Raw genomic sequence first — 17,075 nt, 5'->3', positions numbered from 1 at the left:
CGACGGGCAGTGCCGCACCGGGAGGCACACCAGCATGACTCGTTACGCGGCGCCGGGCACCGATGGCGCGATCGTCTCCTACCAGGCGCGCTACGACCACTTCATCGGTGGGGAGTACGTGCCGCCGGTGCGCGGGCAGTACTTCGAGAACCCGTCGCCGGTCAACGGGCAGCCGTTCACCGAGGTCGCGCGTGGCACCGCCGAGGACGTCGAGCGGGCGCTGGACGCGGCGCACGAGGCCGCGCCGGGGTGGGGGCGTACGTCGGTAACGGAGCGTTCCGACATCCTGCTGAAGATCGCCGACCGGATGGAGGCAAGCCTGGAGCAGCTGGCCGTTGCCGAGAGCTGGGAGAACGGGAAGCCGGTGCGGGAGACGCTGGCCGCCGACATTCCGCTCGCGATCGACCACTTCCGCTACTTCGCGGGCGCGATCCGCTCGCAGGAGGGCTCGCTCGGCGAGGTCGACGACGACACGGTGGCCTACCACTTCCATGAGCCGCTGGGTGTGGTCGCGCAGATCATTCCGTGGAACTTCCCGATCCTGATGGCGACGTGGAAGCTGGCGCCGGCGCTGGCCGCGGGCAACGCGGTGGTCCTCAAGCCCGCCGAGCAGACCCCGGCGTCCATCCACTACTGGGTGGGCCTGATCGCGGACCTGCTGCCGCCGGGCGTGCTGAACATCGTCAACGGGTTCGGGGTGGAGGCGGGCAAGCCGCTGGCGTCCAGCCCCAGGGTGGCGAAGGTCGCGTTCACCGGGGAGACCACGACGGGGCGGCTGATCATGCAGTACGCCTCGGAGAACATCAAGCCGGTCACCCTGGAGCTCGGCGGCAAGTCGCCGAACATCTTCTTCGACGACGTATGGGCGCGGGACGACGACTTCCGGGACAAGGCACTGGAAGGCTTCACGATGTTCGCTCTCAACCAGGGCGAGGTCTGCACCTGCCCGTCCCGGGCGCTGATCCAGCGCGGCCACTACGCGGAGTTCCTGGAGGCGGCGGTCGAGCGCACCCGTCGCATCACGCCGGGGCACCCTCTCGACACGGACACGATGATCGGCGCCCAGGCGTCCAACGACCAGCTGGAGAAGATCCTCTCCTACCTGGATATCGGCCGCCAGGAGGGCGCGAGGGTCCTGACGGGTGGGGAACGCGTCGAATATGACGGCGAGTTGAAGGGCGGCTACTACGTCCAGCCGACCATCTTCGAGGGCGACAACCGCATGCGGATCTTCCAGGAGGAGATCTTCGGACCGGTCGTGTCGGTGACGTCCTTCGACGACTTCGACGACGCGATCAAGATCGCCAACGACACGCTGTACGGGCTGGGCGCGGGCGTGTGGACCCGCGACATCAACACCGCCTACCGCGCGGGCAGGGCGATCCAGGCCGGCCGCGTGTGGACCAACTGCTACCACGCCTACCCCGCGCACGCGGCGTTCGGCGGCTACAAGCAGTCCGGGATCGGCCGCGAGACCCACAAGATGATGCTGGAGCACTATCAGCAGACCAAGAATCTTCTGGTGTCGTACTCGCCGAAGAAGCTGGGCTTCTTCTAGAGCATGCGAAAGGGCGCCCGACCTGGTGTGCCACCCATTTGACTGATCCCAGAGCAGAAGAACGGCAAGACCGCCCGCCTGCGCCGGGGGTCATGTGGCGGACGACCCCCGGCTTCGACAAGGATCGGTACAGAGATCGCAACATCCCCGGGCTTCTGTTCGCACAGCTGCCAGTTCGACTCGATGAGCACCTGGCGGCTGTCGCTGGACGCGTTGTTCACGGTGATCGACGTGCCGCTGTCGAGCGCGGCGCACCGGCCCGCTTCGCGCCGCCGCCACCCGCTTGGGCCGCGCCTGGTTCGCTGCGCAGGTCCTCGGCATGGGCGACTCACATCCGACAGAGCCGCTACCACAGTGCGGGCTCGACGGGTTGCTTCCACGGCTCGACCGTGAGGTCGGCGGCACGGGCCTGGTCGTCCCGGTCGGCGGCGGCGCCAGATGATCGCAGGCGATGGCCAGTCGTCTACATCCTGTGGGGCGCCGTCTCGTGCCACAGGGTGTCCGTGGGCAGCATGTTGATGTTTTCGTGGGTCACCACGCGTTCGCGCTGCAGGAACCGACGACGCCTGCCTTGATCCGGAGTTCCCGGACGAGTTCAACTTCGGCACCTTCCTGAGCACCCATCCCGGACGCCTGGACATCACGAGCGCCGGCCATACCCACACCGCCTCTCTCACGGCCGAGGTGTGGGACAGGCCCGCGCCTGTGCAAGACGCCGCAGCGTAAGAAGAGCAGGCGGAGGCGGACTTCGAATCGGTCAGCGACCAGGTCGCGGTGTGGTCAATGAGCCTGGGTCGACTCAATGACCTGATCACGCTGGCGGACTCGGGCGGGTCGTGGCGTGTGCGTATCAGTTCCGCGGGCCGAGCTGAAGTCAAGTCCTTGGCCGAGAGCGAGGAGAGCATCAAAGGAGTCGAGCGCTACCTCGTGCAGTTCTGGCCTGCCGGTTCGTAGCCGCCGTACCGCCTCGGGAGCGGGCCGTCGCTTCCGACGCGAGACACTTCGGCCGATGATCCGGACGGTGCAGCGGATGCGTGAACGCCGCCTTGATGTGCTGGGCTTCGCGCGTTCCTCCCCTCCCGGCTTCGCACTCGGAGTCAGCGACGCGTAGTAGGCGAAGCGTGCCGCGCCCTTCTTGGCCGGATCTCCGCCGCCGGTGGACTAGTCGGTGGTGCGACTGTTCTCCGCGATGGTTCCGACAACATTCCTGTACGGACGGGGCGCCGTCACACACGGCGAACCGCGACCTGACTGAGATGGGGTCGTCGGAACGCAAGCCCTTGCGCGCTCGTCGAGCGTCATCCTCGTCGACGGTTCCAGTGTCGTGGCGGCGCGCTATCGTGGAGGTTCGGTCGGGGGGTCTGCAAGGTGGGGCGGGCGGTCCACACCTCACCCCGGCCGGGTCATGTGCTTCCGGCGGCTCGGGTCATCGAACGGTCGTGGTCGTGTGCCATGCCGTGGAGCCGGTCGGCCCGTGCTTCGCGTCGGGCGGTCCGCTCCGGTCCCGGTATGCCGTGCGGCCACGGGCATCTCGCCGCACGCCATGCCCGACGACCACAGGAAGGCCCTCCCGTGCACGTGCCCGCCCCCGAGGAGACCGCCGCCCCCGCCACCCGGCCGGCCGCCCGCTCCCGCGCCCTGTCCTGGCTTCCCGGCCTGCTGTACGACACCGCGTTCCGCCGCTACTGGACGGCGCAGACGGTGTCGTACCTGGGTGACCAGGTGTCGGCGCTCGCCATCCCCCTCATCTCCGTCACCGTCGTACACGCCGACGCGGCCCAGATGGGGTATCTCGGTGCCGCGGTGTGGCTGCCGCACCTGCTGTTCGGGCCCTATGCCGGGCTCTGGGCGGACCGGCGCCGGCACCGTCGTCGGGTCATGATCGCCGCGGACCTGGGCCGTTTCACGCTGCTGCTGACCCTGCCCGTGGCGTACGCCCTCGACATGCTGACGTTCTCCGTCCTGTTCACGGTGGCGTTCGGCGTCGGCCTGCTGTCCGTGCTGTTCGAGGTGTGCAACTCGCCGCTGTTCAAGGCGTTGGTGCCGCCGGGCGGTTATGTGCAGGGCAACGCGTTGGGCAGTGGCAGCCGGGCCATGGCGAAGGTCGTCGGGCCCGGTGTCGCCGGCTTCCTGGTCCAGTTGTTCTCCGCGCCCGTCGCCCTGCTGGTGGACGCGTTGTCGTATCTCGTCTCGGCCGTGCAGCTGGCGCGGATCGCGCCGCAGGAGGCACCGCCGTCGCGGGATCGCGCCCAACTGCGGGCGGCCGGCCGGTTCATCGTCCGGTCCCGGACCGTCCGGGCGGCGCTGGCCGCCACCGCGACGGTCAACTTCTTCTGCTTCGTGACCACCACCCTCTTCGTCCTGTACGCCACCACCACCCTCGGCCTGAGCGCGGGCCTGCTCGGCACGGTGCTGAGTGCCGGAGCCGTCGGTGCGGTGGTGGGCGCGGTCTCGGCGACCGCGCTGACCCGGCGGCTCGGAGTGGGCCGTACCTTCCTGCTCGGCTGCCTGGTGACCCCCGCCCCGCTGCTGCTGATCCCGGCGGCCCACGGCTCCGGGACGATGACTCTGCTGATGCTGGTCGGCGCTCAGTTCGGCTCGGCGACGGGTGTCATATGGATCGACATCACGGCGGCGACCTTGTTGACCTCGCAGGTCCCGGACGCCGTGCGGTCCAGCGTGTTCGGCGCCTACCAGGGGGTGAACCTCGGCGTGCGGCCGCTCGCCTCGCTGCTCGCGGGTGCCGTCGCCGGTCCGCTGGGGTTGCGGGCCACGCTGTGGGCCGCCGCGGCCGGGGCGCTCACCGCCTGCCTGTGGGCCCTGCCCTCGCCGTTGGCCCGCAGGACCCCGCCCGAGGCCGTCCGGGAGGCGTGAGCGGCACGACCGGCACTTTGAAGTGCCGCTCCAAGGGCCCCTGACAGTGCCGTTCCGGCCGTCGTGGCGCGGTTAGCGTGGCTGCACCGATCGATGATCGCCGTCGCAAGCAGCACACAAGCACCCCTCGTTTCCCGGACGTCCGCCCGCGTCTGCCCGTAACCGCCGAAGCAGGGCGAGCCGGGCGGCGGGGCGCACCGCGGCCGGCCCCCGGGCCGGCGCGGCCGCCCCCGTCCCCCGGTCGTCGCCCGTCCGCCACAGCCCCTCATGGAGACCTCCGTGACCTCAGCAGATTCCGGACTCTTCCTCGACAATTTCATCCGGCAAGCAGCAGCAACCCCCGACCAGCCCGCGGCAGAGTTCGGCGACCGGCAGCTGACGTACGCCGAACTCGACGCCCGCGCCGCCGCCTCGGCCGCCCGTCTGCGGTCCCTCGGCGTCGGTCCCGGCGCGACGGTCGGCGTGTTCCTGGAGCCGTCGCTCGACCTGGTGGCCTCGGTGCTCGCCGTGGCCCGCGCGGGCGCCGCCTGGCTGCCGCTGGACCCCTCGTACCCGGCCGACCGGCTGTCGTACATGATCCGTGACTCGGGCGCCGCGCTGGTCGTCGCCGACGCGTCCGCACCCGAGTGGCTGCGCGGTCTCGGCGTCCCGCTCGCGGACCCGGCCGACGACACCGCGCCCGTCGAACCGCTCCCGCTGCCCCGCTCGCACCCGGATTCCGCGGCGTACGTCATCTACACCTCCGGGTCCACGGGCCGGCCCAAGGGTGTGACGCTCACCCAGCGCGGGCTCGCCAACCTGGCCGACGCCCAGCGCAGCACGTTCACGGTGCGCCCGGGCCACCGGGTCCTCCAGTTCGCCTCCCCCAGCTTCGACGCGTCCGTCTTCGAACTGGCCATGGCGCTGTGCTCGGGCGCCACCCTGGTCCTGCCTCCGCGCCGTGACGTCCTGTACGGGCCCGGCCTGGGCGACTTCCTCGCCGACACCCGGATCAGCCACATCACCCTGCCTCCGAGCGTGCTCGCGATGGTGCCGGAGCGGGAACTGCCGTACCTGGAGACGATCGTGTGCGCCGGGGAGGCCCTTCCCCAGCAGCTGGTCGACCGGTGGGCGCCGGGCCGGGCCATGTTCAACGCGTACGGCCCGACGGAGACCACCGTGTGGGCCTCGGTGTCCCGGACCCGGGAGGGCGGCGGCAAGCCGGTCATCGGCCGGGCCATCGACGGCGTCCGCCTGTACGTGCTGGACGAGTCGCTGCGCCCCGTGCCGGCCGGTGAGCCGGGTGAACTGGTCGTCGGCGGCGCGGGGGTGGCCCGCGGGTACATCGGCCGGCCGGTTCTGACCGCCGAGCGCTTCGTGGCCGACCCCGACGCCCCCGGCGAGCGGGCCTACCGCACCGGTGACCTGGTGCGGATGACGCCGGACGGCGAGCTGGACTTCCTCGGTCGCATCGACCAGCAGGTCAAGCTGAACGGCTTCCGGATCGAGCCCGACGAGATCGCCGGGGTGCTGCGCGAGCATCCCGCCGTGCGGGACGTCGCGGTGGTCGTGGCCCGGGTCGGTGACGAGGACCGGCTGGTCGGCTATGTCGTGGCACCGTCCGCGGAGCCGCTGGAGCTGCGCGAGTTCGCCGCCGGGCGGCTGCCGCACTTCATGGTGCCGTCCGTCGCGCTGATCGACCGGCTGCCGCTGCTGCCCAACGGCAAGCTGGACCGGGCCGCGCTGCCCGCCCTGGACCGCGCTTCGCTGGGTCTGGGCGGCGGCGGGACCGGGGCCCGCACCGAGACCGAGCGGCGGCTGGCGGAGATCGTCGCCGGGTTCCTCGGCATCGACGGTGTCGGCGTCGACGACGACTTCTTCCTGCTGGGCGGGCACTCGCTGCTCGCGGGCCGTCTCGCGGCGCGGGTGCGTTCGGAGTTCCGCACCGAGCTGCCGATATCGAGCATCTACGAGCAGCGCACGGTGGCCCGGATGGCCGCCGAGCTGGACCGGCGGGACCGCGCCGCGCCGCCGCTGCCGCCGGTGGTCCGGGTGGACCGGGACCGTCCGCTGCCGCTGTCGTTCCCGCAGGAGCGGATCTGGTTCCTGGAGCAGCTCTCCCCGGGCAACCTGGCCTACAACGCCCAGGCCACCATCCGGCTGCGCGGTCCGCTCGACGCGGAGGCGCTGGGCGCGACGATCACCGAGGTGGTCCGCCGGCACGAGATCTTCCGTACGGCGTTCACCACGGTCGACGGCGTGCCGATGCAGGAGGTCCGTCCGCCGATGACGGTCCGGCTGCCCGTGGTCGACCTTGAGGACGTGCCGGAGGCGGACCGGGAGCGGCGTACCGAGGACGTCGTACGGGAGACGATCCGTCGTCCGTTCGAGCTGACCGATCCGCCGCTGGCCCGCTGGCTGCTGATCCGGCACGCCGCCGACGACCACACCCTCGTCCAGGTGGAGCACCACTTCGTGCACGACGGCTGGTCGTTCGGTGTGCTCCTCGACGAGATCCGCGCGATCTACCCGGAGCTGGCGGCCGGCCGGCCGTCACCGCTGCCCGAACCGCCCGTCCAGTACGCCGACTTCGCCGCCTGGCAGCGTGCCTGGATGCGGGACGAGGTGCTGGAACGTCATCTCGACTACTGGAAGGGGCATTTGAAGGACGCTCCGCTCGTCCTCGACCTGCCGACGGACCGTCCCCGGCCGCGTGTCCCGTCGTTCCACGGCGCGGCGTTGCGGGTGGAGCTGCCGGCCGAACTGAGCCGTGCTCTGCGGGAGTCCAGCGAGCGGTCGGGGGTGACGCTGTTCGCGTCGATGCTCTCGGGCTTCGCCGCCCTGCTGAGCCGCTACTCGGGCCAGAGCGACCTGGTGGTGGGCACGGGCGCCGCCAACCGCCGGCTGGCGGAGACGGAGCGCATGCTGGGCATGGTGGTGAACACCCTGCCGCTGCGGTTGGACACCTCGGGTTCGCCGGGCTTCGACGGCCTGCGGCGCCGGGTGAACGACGTGCTCGTGGAGACCTCGGACTGGCAGGATGTGCCGCTGGACCGGCTGGTGGAGGCCGTGGCGCCGCCGCGGGTGCCGTCCATCAACCCGCTGTTCCAGGTGATGTTCAGCTTCCACAACGCCATCGTCCCGGACCTGGAGTTCGGGGGCGTGCGAGGCACCGTCCTGGAGCGGCACAACGGCTCGTCCAAGATGGACATGAACATCGTGGTGGTCCCCCGGGCCCAGCAGGGCGCGCATGAGGACCACCCGGACCGCGACCGGATCACGCTGATCTGGGAGTACGCCTCCTCGCTGTTCGACGAGGACACCATGCGGCGGATGGTGGACCAGTACCTCACGCTGCTGCGGTCGGCGGTCGCCGATCCGGGACGGCCGATGGACCGGATCGAGCTGGCGGCCGGTGCCGACGCGGACGACGCGCGTGCGCCGCTCGGTGGCGGGCTGGGTGAGCGGGTGGAGTTCTCCGGTGGTCTGCTGACCGATCTGGTGGACGCCGTGGCGGCGGCCTCCCCGCACGCCCCCGCCGTCACCGACGCCGACACCACCCTCACCTACGCCGAACTCACCGGCCGCGCCAACCACCTCGCCACACGCCTGCGCACCATGGGCATCACCGCGGACACCCCCGTCGGCCTCTGGATGGACCGCTCCGCCGAGATGACCGTCACCCTCCTGGCCATCCTCAAAGCCGGCGGCGCCTTCCTCCCCCTGGACCCCGACCTCCCCGTCGGCCGCGTCACCACCCTCCTCACCGACGCCGGCGCACCCCTCATCTGCACAGACACCCAACACGCCACCGCACTCGGAACCGGTACGGCCGACACGTTCACCATCCTGGACTGCGGACCCGGCACCCTCACCGACACCTCACCCACACCCCCCGACAACGACATCACCGGCGACAACCTCATCTCCCTCTACTACACCTCCGGCTCCACCGGCACCCCCAAAGGCGTGGCCTCCACCCACACCGGCTGGACCAACCGCATGCAGTGGATGCAAGCCCACTACCCCCTCACCCCCGGCGACACCGTCCTGCACAAAACCGTCCTCAGCTTCGACGACTCCGCCGTAGAAATCCTCTGGCCCCTCATCGCCGGCGCCACCGTCGTCATCCTCCCCCCAGGCCTGCACCGCGACCCCCGCGCCATCGCCGACTGGACCACCGACCACCACATCACCGCCCTCCACTTCGTCCCCTCCATGCTCACCCTCTTCCTCGACGAGATCACCCCCACCCGGCCACCCCTCACCCACCTCCGCCACGTCATCTCCAGCGGCGAAGCCCTCCGCCCCGACCTCGTCACCAAATTCCACGACCGCCTCACCCACACCCCCGCCCAACTCCACAACCAATGGGGCGCCACCGAAGTCTCCATCGACTCCACCAGCCACACCTGCCTCCCCGAAGACGCGTGGGCGGCGGACGTGCCCCTCGGTGAGGCCATCGCCAACAACCAGGTCCTGGTCCTGGACGAGCACCTCAACCCGGTACCCGACGGTGTCCCCGGTGAGCTCTACCTGGGCGGTGCGGGCCTGGCCCGAGGCTATCTCGGCGACGCCCGCAAGACCGCCGCGGCCTTCCTCCCCCATCCGTTCGCGGAGGGTGAGCGGCTCTACCGGACCGGCGACCGCGGCGTACGACGCCCGGACGGCAGGTTGACCTTCCTGGGGCGTGCGGACAGCCAGGTCAAGATCCGCGGCATCCGCATCGAACCCGCCGAGATCGAACACACCCTGCGCCGCCACCCTCACGTCCGCGACGCCGTCGTCACCAAATGGGAACCCACCCCCGGCGACCACCGACTCGCCGCCTACCTCACCACCGACCACACCGGCACCGAAGACGCCTTCCTCACCGACCTCAACACCCACCTCAGCGACCAGCTCCCCCTCTACATGATCCCCTCCAGCATCACCCTCCTCGACCACATCCCCGTCAACGCCAACGGCAAGACCGACCACCGAGCCCTCCCCGCACCGCGCTTCGAGGCGGACGCGGTCGCGGTGCGGCCGGCCACCGAGGCCGAGCAGCTGATCGACGCCATCTGGGCGGAGGTGCTGGACCTCTCCGAGCTGGACATCCACGCCAACTTCTTCGCCCTAGGCGGACATTCGCTGCTCGCCACCCGGATCGTCTCCCGGCTGCGCACCGCCCTGTCGGTCGACATCCCGCTGGCGCTGATCTTCGATAACCCGACCATCCACACCATGGCGACCGCCTTGGAGAACCTGCTGCTGGACGCGGTCGGCGACCCGGAGCCGGGCCTGGCCGGGGACGCGTCCGCCGAGAGGACCCGCTCATGACCACGACCGGGACACCCCAGGCGGATTCGCGGGAGGCGCGGCGCGCGCAGGTCAGGTCGCTGCTCCTGGGAGCCCGTACCGCCCAGCGCGCCGACGCGGCGGCGACGGCCATCCCGGCGGCCGCGCCGGACGCGCGGGTGGCGTCGTACGCACAGGAGCGGATGTGGCTCCTGGAGCAGATGATGCCGGGCTACAACACGTCCACCGTGATCAGGGTCCGGGGCGCACTCGACGCCGATGTGCTGGCCCGGAGCTTCACCGTGGTGGCCGGCCGGCACGAGGTGCTGCGGACGGTCTTCGACGAGCGGGACGGCGCCCCCGTCCCCCGGGTGCTGCCGGCCGCACCGGTCCCGGTGCTGGTCCACGATGTCGTCGCAGACAGCTCGGACACCGTCGGAGACAGCGCGGATGCCGTCGGAGACAGCGGGGGCGAACGGTACGCGGCGGGCGTGGAGTTCGCCCGTGGGCTGATGCGCGAGCCGTTCTCGCTGGCCACCGGGCCGGTCTTCCGGGTCGCCGTGGTGCGGCTGGCCGAAGACGACGCGCTGCTGGTGCTGGTGGTCCACCACATCGCCATCGACGGCACGTCGATGCGGGTGCTGTGGTCGGAGCTGTCCCGGGCCTACGAGGCCCTGGCGGCCGGCCGCGAGCCGGAACTGCCGCCGCTGCCCCTCCAGTACGGGGACTACGCGGCGTGGAGCCGGGACCACCAGACGCCGGAGCGGTTGCGGCACCAGTTGGAGCACTGGCGGGAGCGGCTGGCGGGGGCGAGCGGCGACGAACTGCCGACGGACCGGCCCCGGCCGGCCGTGCGCACCGGGAACGGCGCGCAGTTCTCCTTCGCCGTCGACGGCGAGCTGGGAGCGGCGGCCAACCGCTTCTCCCGGGAGCACAACGCGACCGCGTTCATGACGCTGACCGCCGCGTTCAGCGTGGTCCTGGCCCGGCATTCGGCGACCCGGGACGTCACCCTGGGCACGCCGATCGCCGGGCGGGTGCGCCCCGAACTGGACGGTCTCGTCGGCTACTTCGTGAACACCCTGCTGATCCGCACCGAGTTGGCCGACGACCCGTCGTTCGAGGAGTTGCTGGCCCGGACCCGGGCGAACACGCTCGCCTCCTACGAGCACCAGGAACTCCCCTTCGAGGCGCTGCTCGAAGAGCTGCAGCCGGAGCGGGACCCGAGCCGCAACCCGCTGTTCCAGGTCCTGTTCGCGCTGGGTGACGAGGAGACCGACGATCTGGTGCTGCCAGGTCTGACGACCGAGCGGGTGGAGTTGGTCGACGGCAAGTCGCGGTTCGACCTGAACGTGGCCCTCACCCGGTCCGGTGACACCTTCTCGGGTATCGCCTACTACGAGTCGGATCTCTTCGAGCCCGCGACGATCAGCAGGCTGATGCGGCACTTCGTCAGCTTCCTGCGCAACGCGCTGGCCGAACCCGGCCGTCCCGTCTCCGCCGTCGGCATGGTCGACACGGACGAACGCGCCCGGCTGCTGGCCGCGGGGGCGGGTGAGCGGGTGGAGTTCTCCGGTGGTCTGCTGACCGATCTGGTGGACGCCGTCGCGGCGGCCTCCCCGCACGCCCCCGCCATCACCGACGCCGACACCACCCTCACCTACGCCGAACTCACCGGCCGCGCCAACCACCTCGCCACACGCCTGCGCACCATGGGCATCACCGCGGACACCCCCGTCGGCCTCTGGATGGACCGCTCCGCCGAGATGACCATCACCCTCCTGGCCATCCTCAAAGCCGGCGGCGCCTTCCTCCCCCTGGACCCCGACCTCCCCGTCGGCCGCGTCACCACCCTCCTCACCGACGCCGGCGCACCCCTCATCTGCACAGACACCCAACACGCCACCGCACTCGGAACCGGTACGGCCGACACGTTCACCATCCTGGACTGCGGACCCGGCACCCTCACCGACACCTCACCCACACCCCCCGACAACGACATCACCGGCGACAACCTCATCTCCCTCTACTACACCTCCGGCTCCACCGGCACCCCCAAAGGCGTGGCCTCCACCCACACCGGCTGGACCAACCGCATGCAGTGGATGCAAGCCCACTACCCCCTCACCCCCGGCGACACCGTCCTGCACAAAACCGTCCTCAGCTTCGACGACTCCGCCGTAGAAATCCTCTGGCCCCTCATCGCCGGCGCCACCGTCGTCATCCTCCCCCCAGGCCTGCACCGCGACCCCCGCGCCATCGCCGACTGGACCACCGACCACCACATCACCGCCCTCCACTTCGTCCCCTCCATGCTCACCCTCTTCCTCGACGAGATCACCCCCACCCGGCCACCCCTCACCCACCTCCGCCACGTCATCTCCAGCGGCGAAGCCCTCCGCCCCGACCTCGTCACCAAATTCCACAACCGCCTCACCCACACCCCCGCCCGACTCCACAACCAATGGGGCGCCACCGAAGTCTCCATCGACTCCACCAGCCACACCTGCCTCCCGGAGGATGGCGAAGCGGACGTCCCGCTGGGCCGTGCCATCGCCAACAACGAGGTGCTGCTCCTGGACGAGCACCTCAATCCGGTGCCGGATGGTGTCCCCGGCGAGTTGTACCTGGGCGGCGCCGGCCTGGCCCGCGGCTATCTCGGTGACGCCCGCAAGACCGCCGCGGCGTTCCTGCCGCACCCCGAGGTGCCGGGCGTACGGCTCTACCGGACGGGTGACCGGGGCATCCGGCGGTCCGACGGGTCCCTGGTCTTCCTGGGGCGTGCGGACAGTCAGGTCAAGATCCGGGGCATCCGCATCGAACCCGCCGAGATCGAACACACCCTGCGCCGCCACCCCCACGTCCGCGACGCCGTCGTCACCAAATGGGAACCCACTCCCGGCGACCACCGACTCGCCGCCTACCTCACCACCGACCACACCGGCCCCGAAGACGCCTTCCTCACCGACCTCAACACCCACCTCAGCGACCAGCTCCCCCTCTACATGATCCCCTCCAGCATCACCCTCCTCGACCGCATCCCCGTCAACGCCAACGGCAAGACCGACCACCGAGCCCTCCCCGCACCGAAGGCCCCCGCCGAGGAGACGGCCACCCGGGCGAGCGGGGCGGCCGAGGAGCTGGTCGCCGGGATCTGGGCGGAGGTGCTGGGCCGGCCGGACCTGGACGTGCACGCCAACTTCTTCGCCCTAGGCGGGCATTCGCTGCTCGCCACCCGGATCGTCTCCCGGCTGCGCACCGCCCTCTCCCCGGACATCCCGCTGGCGCTGATCTTCGACAACCCCACCATCCACACCATGGCCGAAGCGGTCGGGCACCTCCTGCCCGCTTCCGGTACGCCCGAAGGGAGGACGCGATGACGACCAGTCCGATCGTGGACCGCACGGTGGAGGCCGTGCGGCGGGAAGCGGGCTCCGGTCCCGTCCCGGACGCGCCTCTGTCGGCGGCGCAACGACGGGTGTGGCTCCTGGAGCACCTGCGGCCCGAACTCGTCGAGTACAACATGGCGCAGGTCTTCGAACTGGCCGGGACGCTCGACGCGGACGCCCTCGCGGACGCGCTGCGGTGGGTCGTGGAGCGGCACACCATCCTGCGCTCCCGTGTGGTGACGGACCCGGCGGGCGGCCCGCGGCTGCGGGTGGGACCGGCATCGGCGGTCCGGCTCCAGCGCACCGATCTGCGGTACCTGTCCGTCGGGCCCGCGTACGAGGAGGCGTACCGGCTGCGGGACGCGGACGTCAGCGGCCGGTTCGACCTCGCCACCGGTCCCTGGTTGCGCGCCCGGCTGACCGAACTGCCCGAGCAGCGCTATCTGTTCACCGTGGTCGTGCACCACATCGCCGTGGACGCGGCGTCCATGCAGATCCTCTGGCGGGAACTGTCCCAGGCCTACGCCGCGTTCACCGCGGGTGCCCGTCCACAGCTGCCGGAGCTGCCGATCCAGTACGCGGACTACGCGGAGCGGGCGGCCCGCGAGCTGGAGACGCCGGAGGCGGCCGCCGAGGTCGAGCACTGGAAGCGGACCATGGCCGGGGCGACCCCGACCGAGCTGCGCGGCGACCGGGCCCGGCCCGCGGTGCGCAGCGGCGCCGGCGCGCGGGTCTCCCATGTGATCGACCCGGGCGTCGCCGACGGGGTGCGGGGCCTGGCCCAGAAGTACCATGTGTCGCCGTTCATGGTGCTGTTCGCCGCGTTCGCCGCCCTGGTGTCGCGGCACTCGGGCAGCCGGGACGTCACCGTCGGCGTCCCGATGTCCGGCCGTACGCTCCAGGAGACCGAGGGTCTGATCGGGTTCTTCGTGAACACGGTGCTGCTCCGTACCGACCTGGAGGGCAACCCGACCTTCGCCGAGCTGCTGTCCCGGGTCCGGGGCACCACCCTGGAGGCGTACGAGCACCAGGGCGTGCCGTTCGACGTGCTCGTCGACGAGCTGCGGCCGGAGCGCGACCTGAGCCGCAACCCGCTGTTCCAGCTGCTGTTCAACCTGGTCGAGGAGCAGGCCTCGGGGCTGCGGCTGCCCAGGGTGTCGGCCAGGTCGCTGCCGGTCGAGGCGGACACCGCGCGCTTCGACCTGGACGTCACCGTGGTGACCCGGGGCCCGCGGATGGAGGTGCTGATCTCCTACGCGACGGAGCTGTTCGAGGCCGGGACCGTGGCCCGGTTCGCCGAGCACTACCGAAGGATGCTGGCGCACGCCGTCGAGCGGCCGGAGACCCGGATCGGCGATCTCGGCCTGCTGGGGCCCGACGAGGAGCGGCTGCTGCTCTCGGACTGGAACGACACGGCGAGCCCCGAGTCGCCGCTGCTGGTGCCCGCCCTCGTGGACCGGCAGGCCGAGCTGACCCCGGACGCGGTGGCCGTGCGGGGCGTCGACGGCGAGGGGCTCACCTACGCCGAACTGGTGCGGCGGGCCTCGGAGCTGGCGGCCGTGCTGCGGGCGGAGGGCGCGAACCAGGACGCCCCGGTGGGCGTGATGACCGAGCGTTCCCCCGATCTGCTGGTCGCGCTGCTGGCCGTCCTCAAGTCCGGTGCGGCCTATCTGCCGCTGGAGTCCGACTATCCGCCGGAGCGGCTGGCGTACGTGCTGGCCGACAGCGGGGCCCGGCTGGTGCTGGGCCGCCCGGAGCTGATGGCAGGGCTGGGCCTGGACACGGACGTGCGGGTCATCGATGTCGGACGGCCTCCGGCAGCGCCGGTGGAGACCGGGCCGGCCGCGCCGATCCGGCCGGACGACCTGGCGTACGTGATCTACACGTCCGGTTCGACCGGGCGTCCCAAGGGCGTGATGGTCCCGCACCGCGGGCTGGTGAACTTCGTCGCGGACATCGGCCGTACTCTCGGCCTGTCCGGTGACGACGTGCTGTGCGCGGTGACCACGGTGGCGTTCGACGCCTCGGTGCTGGAGCTGTTCGCGCCGCTCGCCCACGGCGCCCGGGTGGTGCTGGTGGACCGGGAGACCTCGGCGGACGGCGCCGCGCTGGCCCGGATCGTGTCGGAGTCGGGGACGACGGTGATGGCGGCGACGCCGGCCACCTGGCACCTGCTGCTGCTCAGCGGCTGGCGGGGCGGGGACCTGCAGGCGGTCTCCGGCGGCGAGGCGCTCTCCGCGCAGCTGGCCGAGGAGCTGGCGCCTCGGGTGTCCAGGCTGTGGAACGTGTACGGCCCCACCGAGACGAGCGTCTACTCGACCGTGCAGCTGATCGGCCCGGAGGGTCCCGGCGGGACGGTGCCGATCGGCCTGCCCTTCGCCAACACCCAGGTGCACGTGGTGGACGACCGGATGCGGCTGGTGCCGATCGGCGCCGTCGGCGAACTGGTCATCGGCGGCGCGGGGGTCACCCGCGGCTACGCCGGGCGGCCGGGTCTCACCGCCGAGCGGTTCGTCCCGGACCCGTTCGGGACCGGCGGCCGGCTCTACCGCACCGGTGACCTGGCCCGCCGACGGCCCGACGGCAGGCTGGAGTTCATCGGCCGGGAGGACACCCAGGTCAAGATCCGCGGCCACCGCATCGAGCTGGGCGAGATCGAGTCGGTGCTGCAGCGGCACCCCGCGGTGGACCGGGCCGCGGTCGTCACGGCGGGCGAGGACATGGCCCGGCGGATCGTCGGCTACGTCTCCTGGCGTGAGGCGTCCGACGAGCCCGGGCTGCGCACCTTCCTGCGGGAGCACCTGCCGCCCTACATGGTGCCGGCCCTGCTGGTGGGCCTGGAGCGGATGCCGCTGACGCCGAACGGCAAGGTGGACCGCAAGCGGCTGCCCGAGCCTGCCGCGGAGCCGGGCGCCGAGCCCGTGGCCCCGCGGGACTCGCTGGAGCTGCGGGTCACCTCGCTCTGCGAGCGGGTCCTCGGCCGGTCCCCGGTGGGCGTGCGGGACGACTTCTTCGCCGTCGGCGGCAACTCGCTCAGCGCCTTCGAACTGGTCGAGGCGGTACGGCGGGAGCTCGGTGTGAGCGTGCCGCTCAGCACGTTCTTCCGGACGCCCACCGTCGAGGCGCTGTGCGCCGCGCTCCCCCGGCTGTCGGCGGTCTCCGAGCAACTGCTCGTGCCCCTGTCGGCGGCCTCGCCCGCCAGCCGTTCCCCGCTGTTCCTGGTCCATCCGCACGGTGGCGGTGTCAGCTCCTACATGGGCCTGGCCCGCGAGCTGGAGGGCGGTGTCGACCTGTACGGGATCGAGGCGGTCGGCTACAACACGGACGCGGCCCCGCTGCGTACCGTCGAGGAGATCGCCGAGCGCTATCTCGCCGCGATCGCCGAACTCGCCCCCGAGGGGCCGGTGCTGCTCGGCGGCTGGTCGTTCGGCGGGGTCGTGGCCTTCGAGATGGCGGTGCGTCTGGAGCGGGCGGGCCGTGAGGTCGGCGCGCTGGTGCTGCTGGACTCCCCGGTGCCCGGGTCCGCGGATCTCGTCGGTGACGAGGACGTGCTCTCCCGGTTCGGGGCCGACGCCGGGCTGTCGTCCGACGAGATGGACGAGCTGGACGACAACGCGCTCATCGCCGCCCTGGTCCGCCAGTCCCACCAGGACGGCCGGCTGCCCGACCGGATCGAGTCGACGGCCGTGCGCCGCATGGTGGAGGTGGCCCGTGCCAACGGGGAGGCCGCCGGACGCTACCGGCCCGGGGCGGTCGTCGCCGCGGACGTCCATCTGCTCACCGTCTCCGAGTCCCACCCGACCCTCAAGAGCCCCGACGTCGACCCGGACGCCTGGCAGGCGCTGACCCGTGGCCGGGTCGGCACGGTCCCGGTGCCGGGCAACCACCACGACATGGTGCACCCGCCGCACGTCGCCGAACTGGCCGCGCGGATCGCGGGGATCGTCCGCCCGCACCAGACCGCGGGCGGTCCCGCCCGTCCTAAGGACGCCTGA

Annotated in this window: 5 protein-coding genes; all 5 read left to right on the top strand. The window is 71.6% G+C overall.

From position 1 onward, the window contains the following. Nucleotides 1–34: 34 nt before the first annotated feature. The 5 genes from adh (at nucleotide 35) to NX794_RS06470 (ending at nucleotide 17,075) form a co-directional block, all read left to right on the top strand. The gene (gene adh, locus NX794_RS06490; protein ID WP_258777233.1) at nucleotides 35–1,558 is read left to right on the top strand and encodes an aldehyde dehydrogenase; all 1,524 of its coding nucleotides are present in this window, start codon (nucleotides 35–37) and stop codon (nucleotides 1,556–1,558) included. A 1,572-nt stretch (nucleotides 1,559–3,130) separates the two neighbouring features. Beyond that, entirely contained in the window at nucleotides 3,131–4,432 is a 1,302-nt protein-coding gene (locus NX794_RS06485) for an MFS transporter (RefSeq protein ID WP_258777232.1), read from the top strand. Nucleotides 4,433–4,711: 279 nt separating this feature from the next. Next, entirely contained in the window at nucleotides 4,712–9,733 is a 5,022-nt protein-coding gene (locus tag NX794_RS06480; RefSeq protein ID WP_258777231.1) for a non-ribosomal peptide synthetase, read from the top strand. Beyond that, a complete protein-coding gene (locus tag NX794_RS06475) occupies nucleotides 9,730–13,071 on the top strand; it encodes a non-ribosomal peptide synthetase (protein ID WP_258777230.1) in 3,342 nt (1,113 codons plus the stop codon). Before NX794_RS06480 ends, NX794_RS06475 begins: the two co-directional genes overlap by 4 nt. After that, the gene (locus tag NX794_RS06470) at nucleotides 13,068–17,075 is read left to right on the top strand and encodes a non-ribosomal peptide synthetase (RefSeq protein WP_258777229.1); all 4,008 of its coding nucleotides are present in this window, start codon (nucleotides 13,068–13,070) and stop codon (nucleotides 17,073–17,075) included. The genes NX794_RS06475 and NX794_RS06470 overlap by 4 nt, the downstream gene beginning before the upstream one ends.

It is taken from the genome of Streptomyces pyxinicus, assembly GCF_024753135.1.
GTDB classification, from domain to species: Bacteria; Actinomycetota; Actinomycetes; order Streptomycetales; family Streptomycetaceae; genus Streptomyces; species Streptomyces pyxinicus.
This window is presented reverse-complemented; position numbering and strand designations above follow the sequence as displayed.

What these genes read in the sequence shown, in the direction of transcription:
- adh (WP_258777233.1), top strand. Translation starts at nt 35, where the DNA reads ATGACTCGTTACGCGGCGCCGGGCACCGATGGCGCGATCGTCTCCTAC.
- NX794_RS06475 (WP_258777230.1), top strand. Translation starts at nt 9,730, where the DNA reads ATGACCACGACCGGGACACCCCAGGCGGATTCGCGGGAGGCGCGGCGC.
- NX794_RS06470 (WP_258777229.1), top strand. Translation starts at nt 13,068, where the DNA reads ATGACGACCAGTCCGATCGTGGACCGCACGGTGGAGGCCGTGCGGCGG.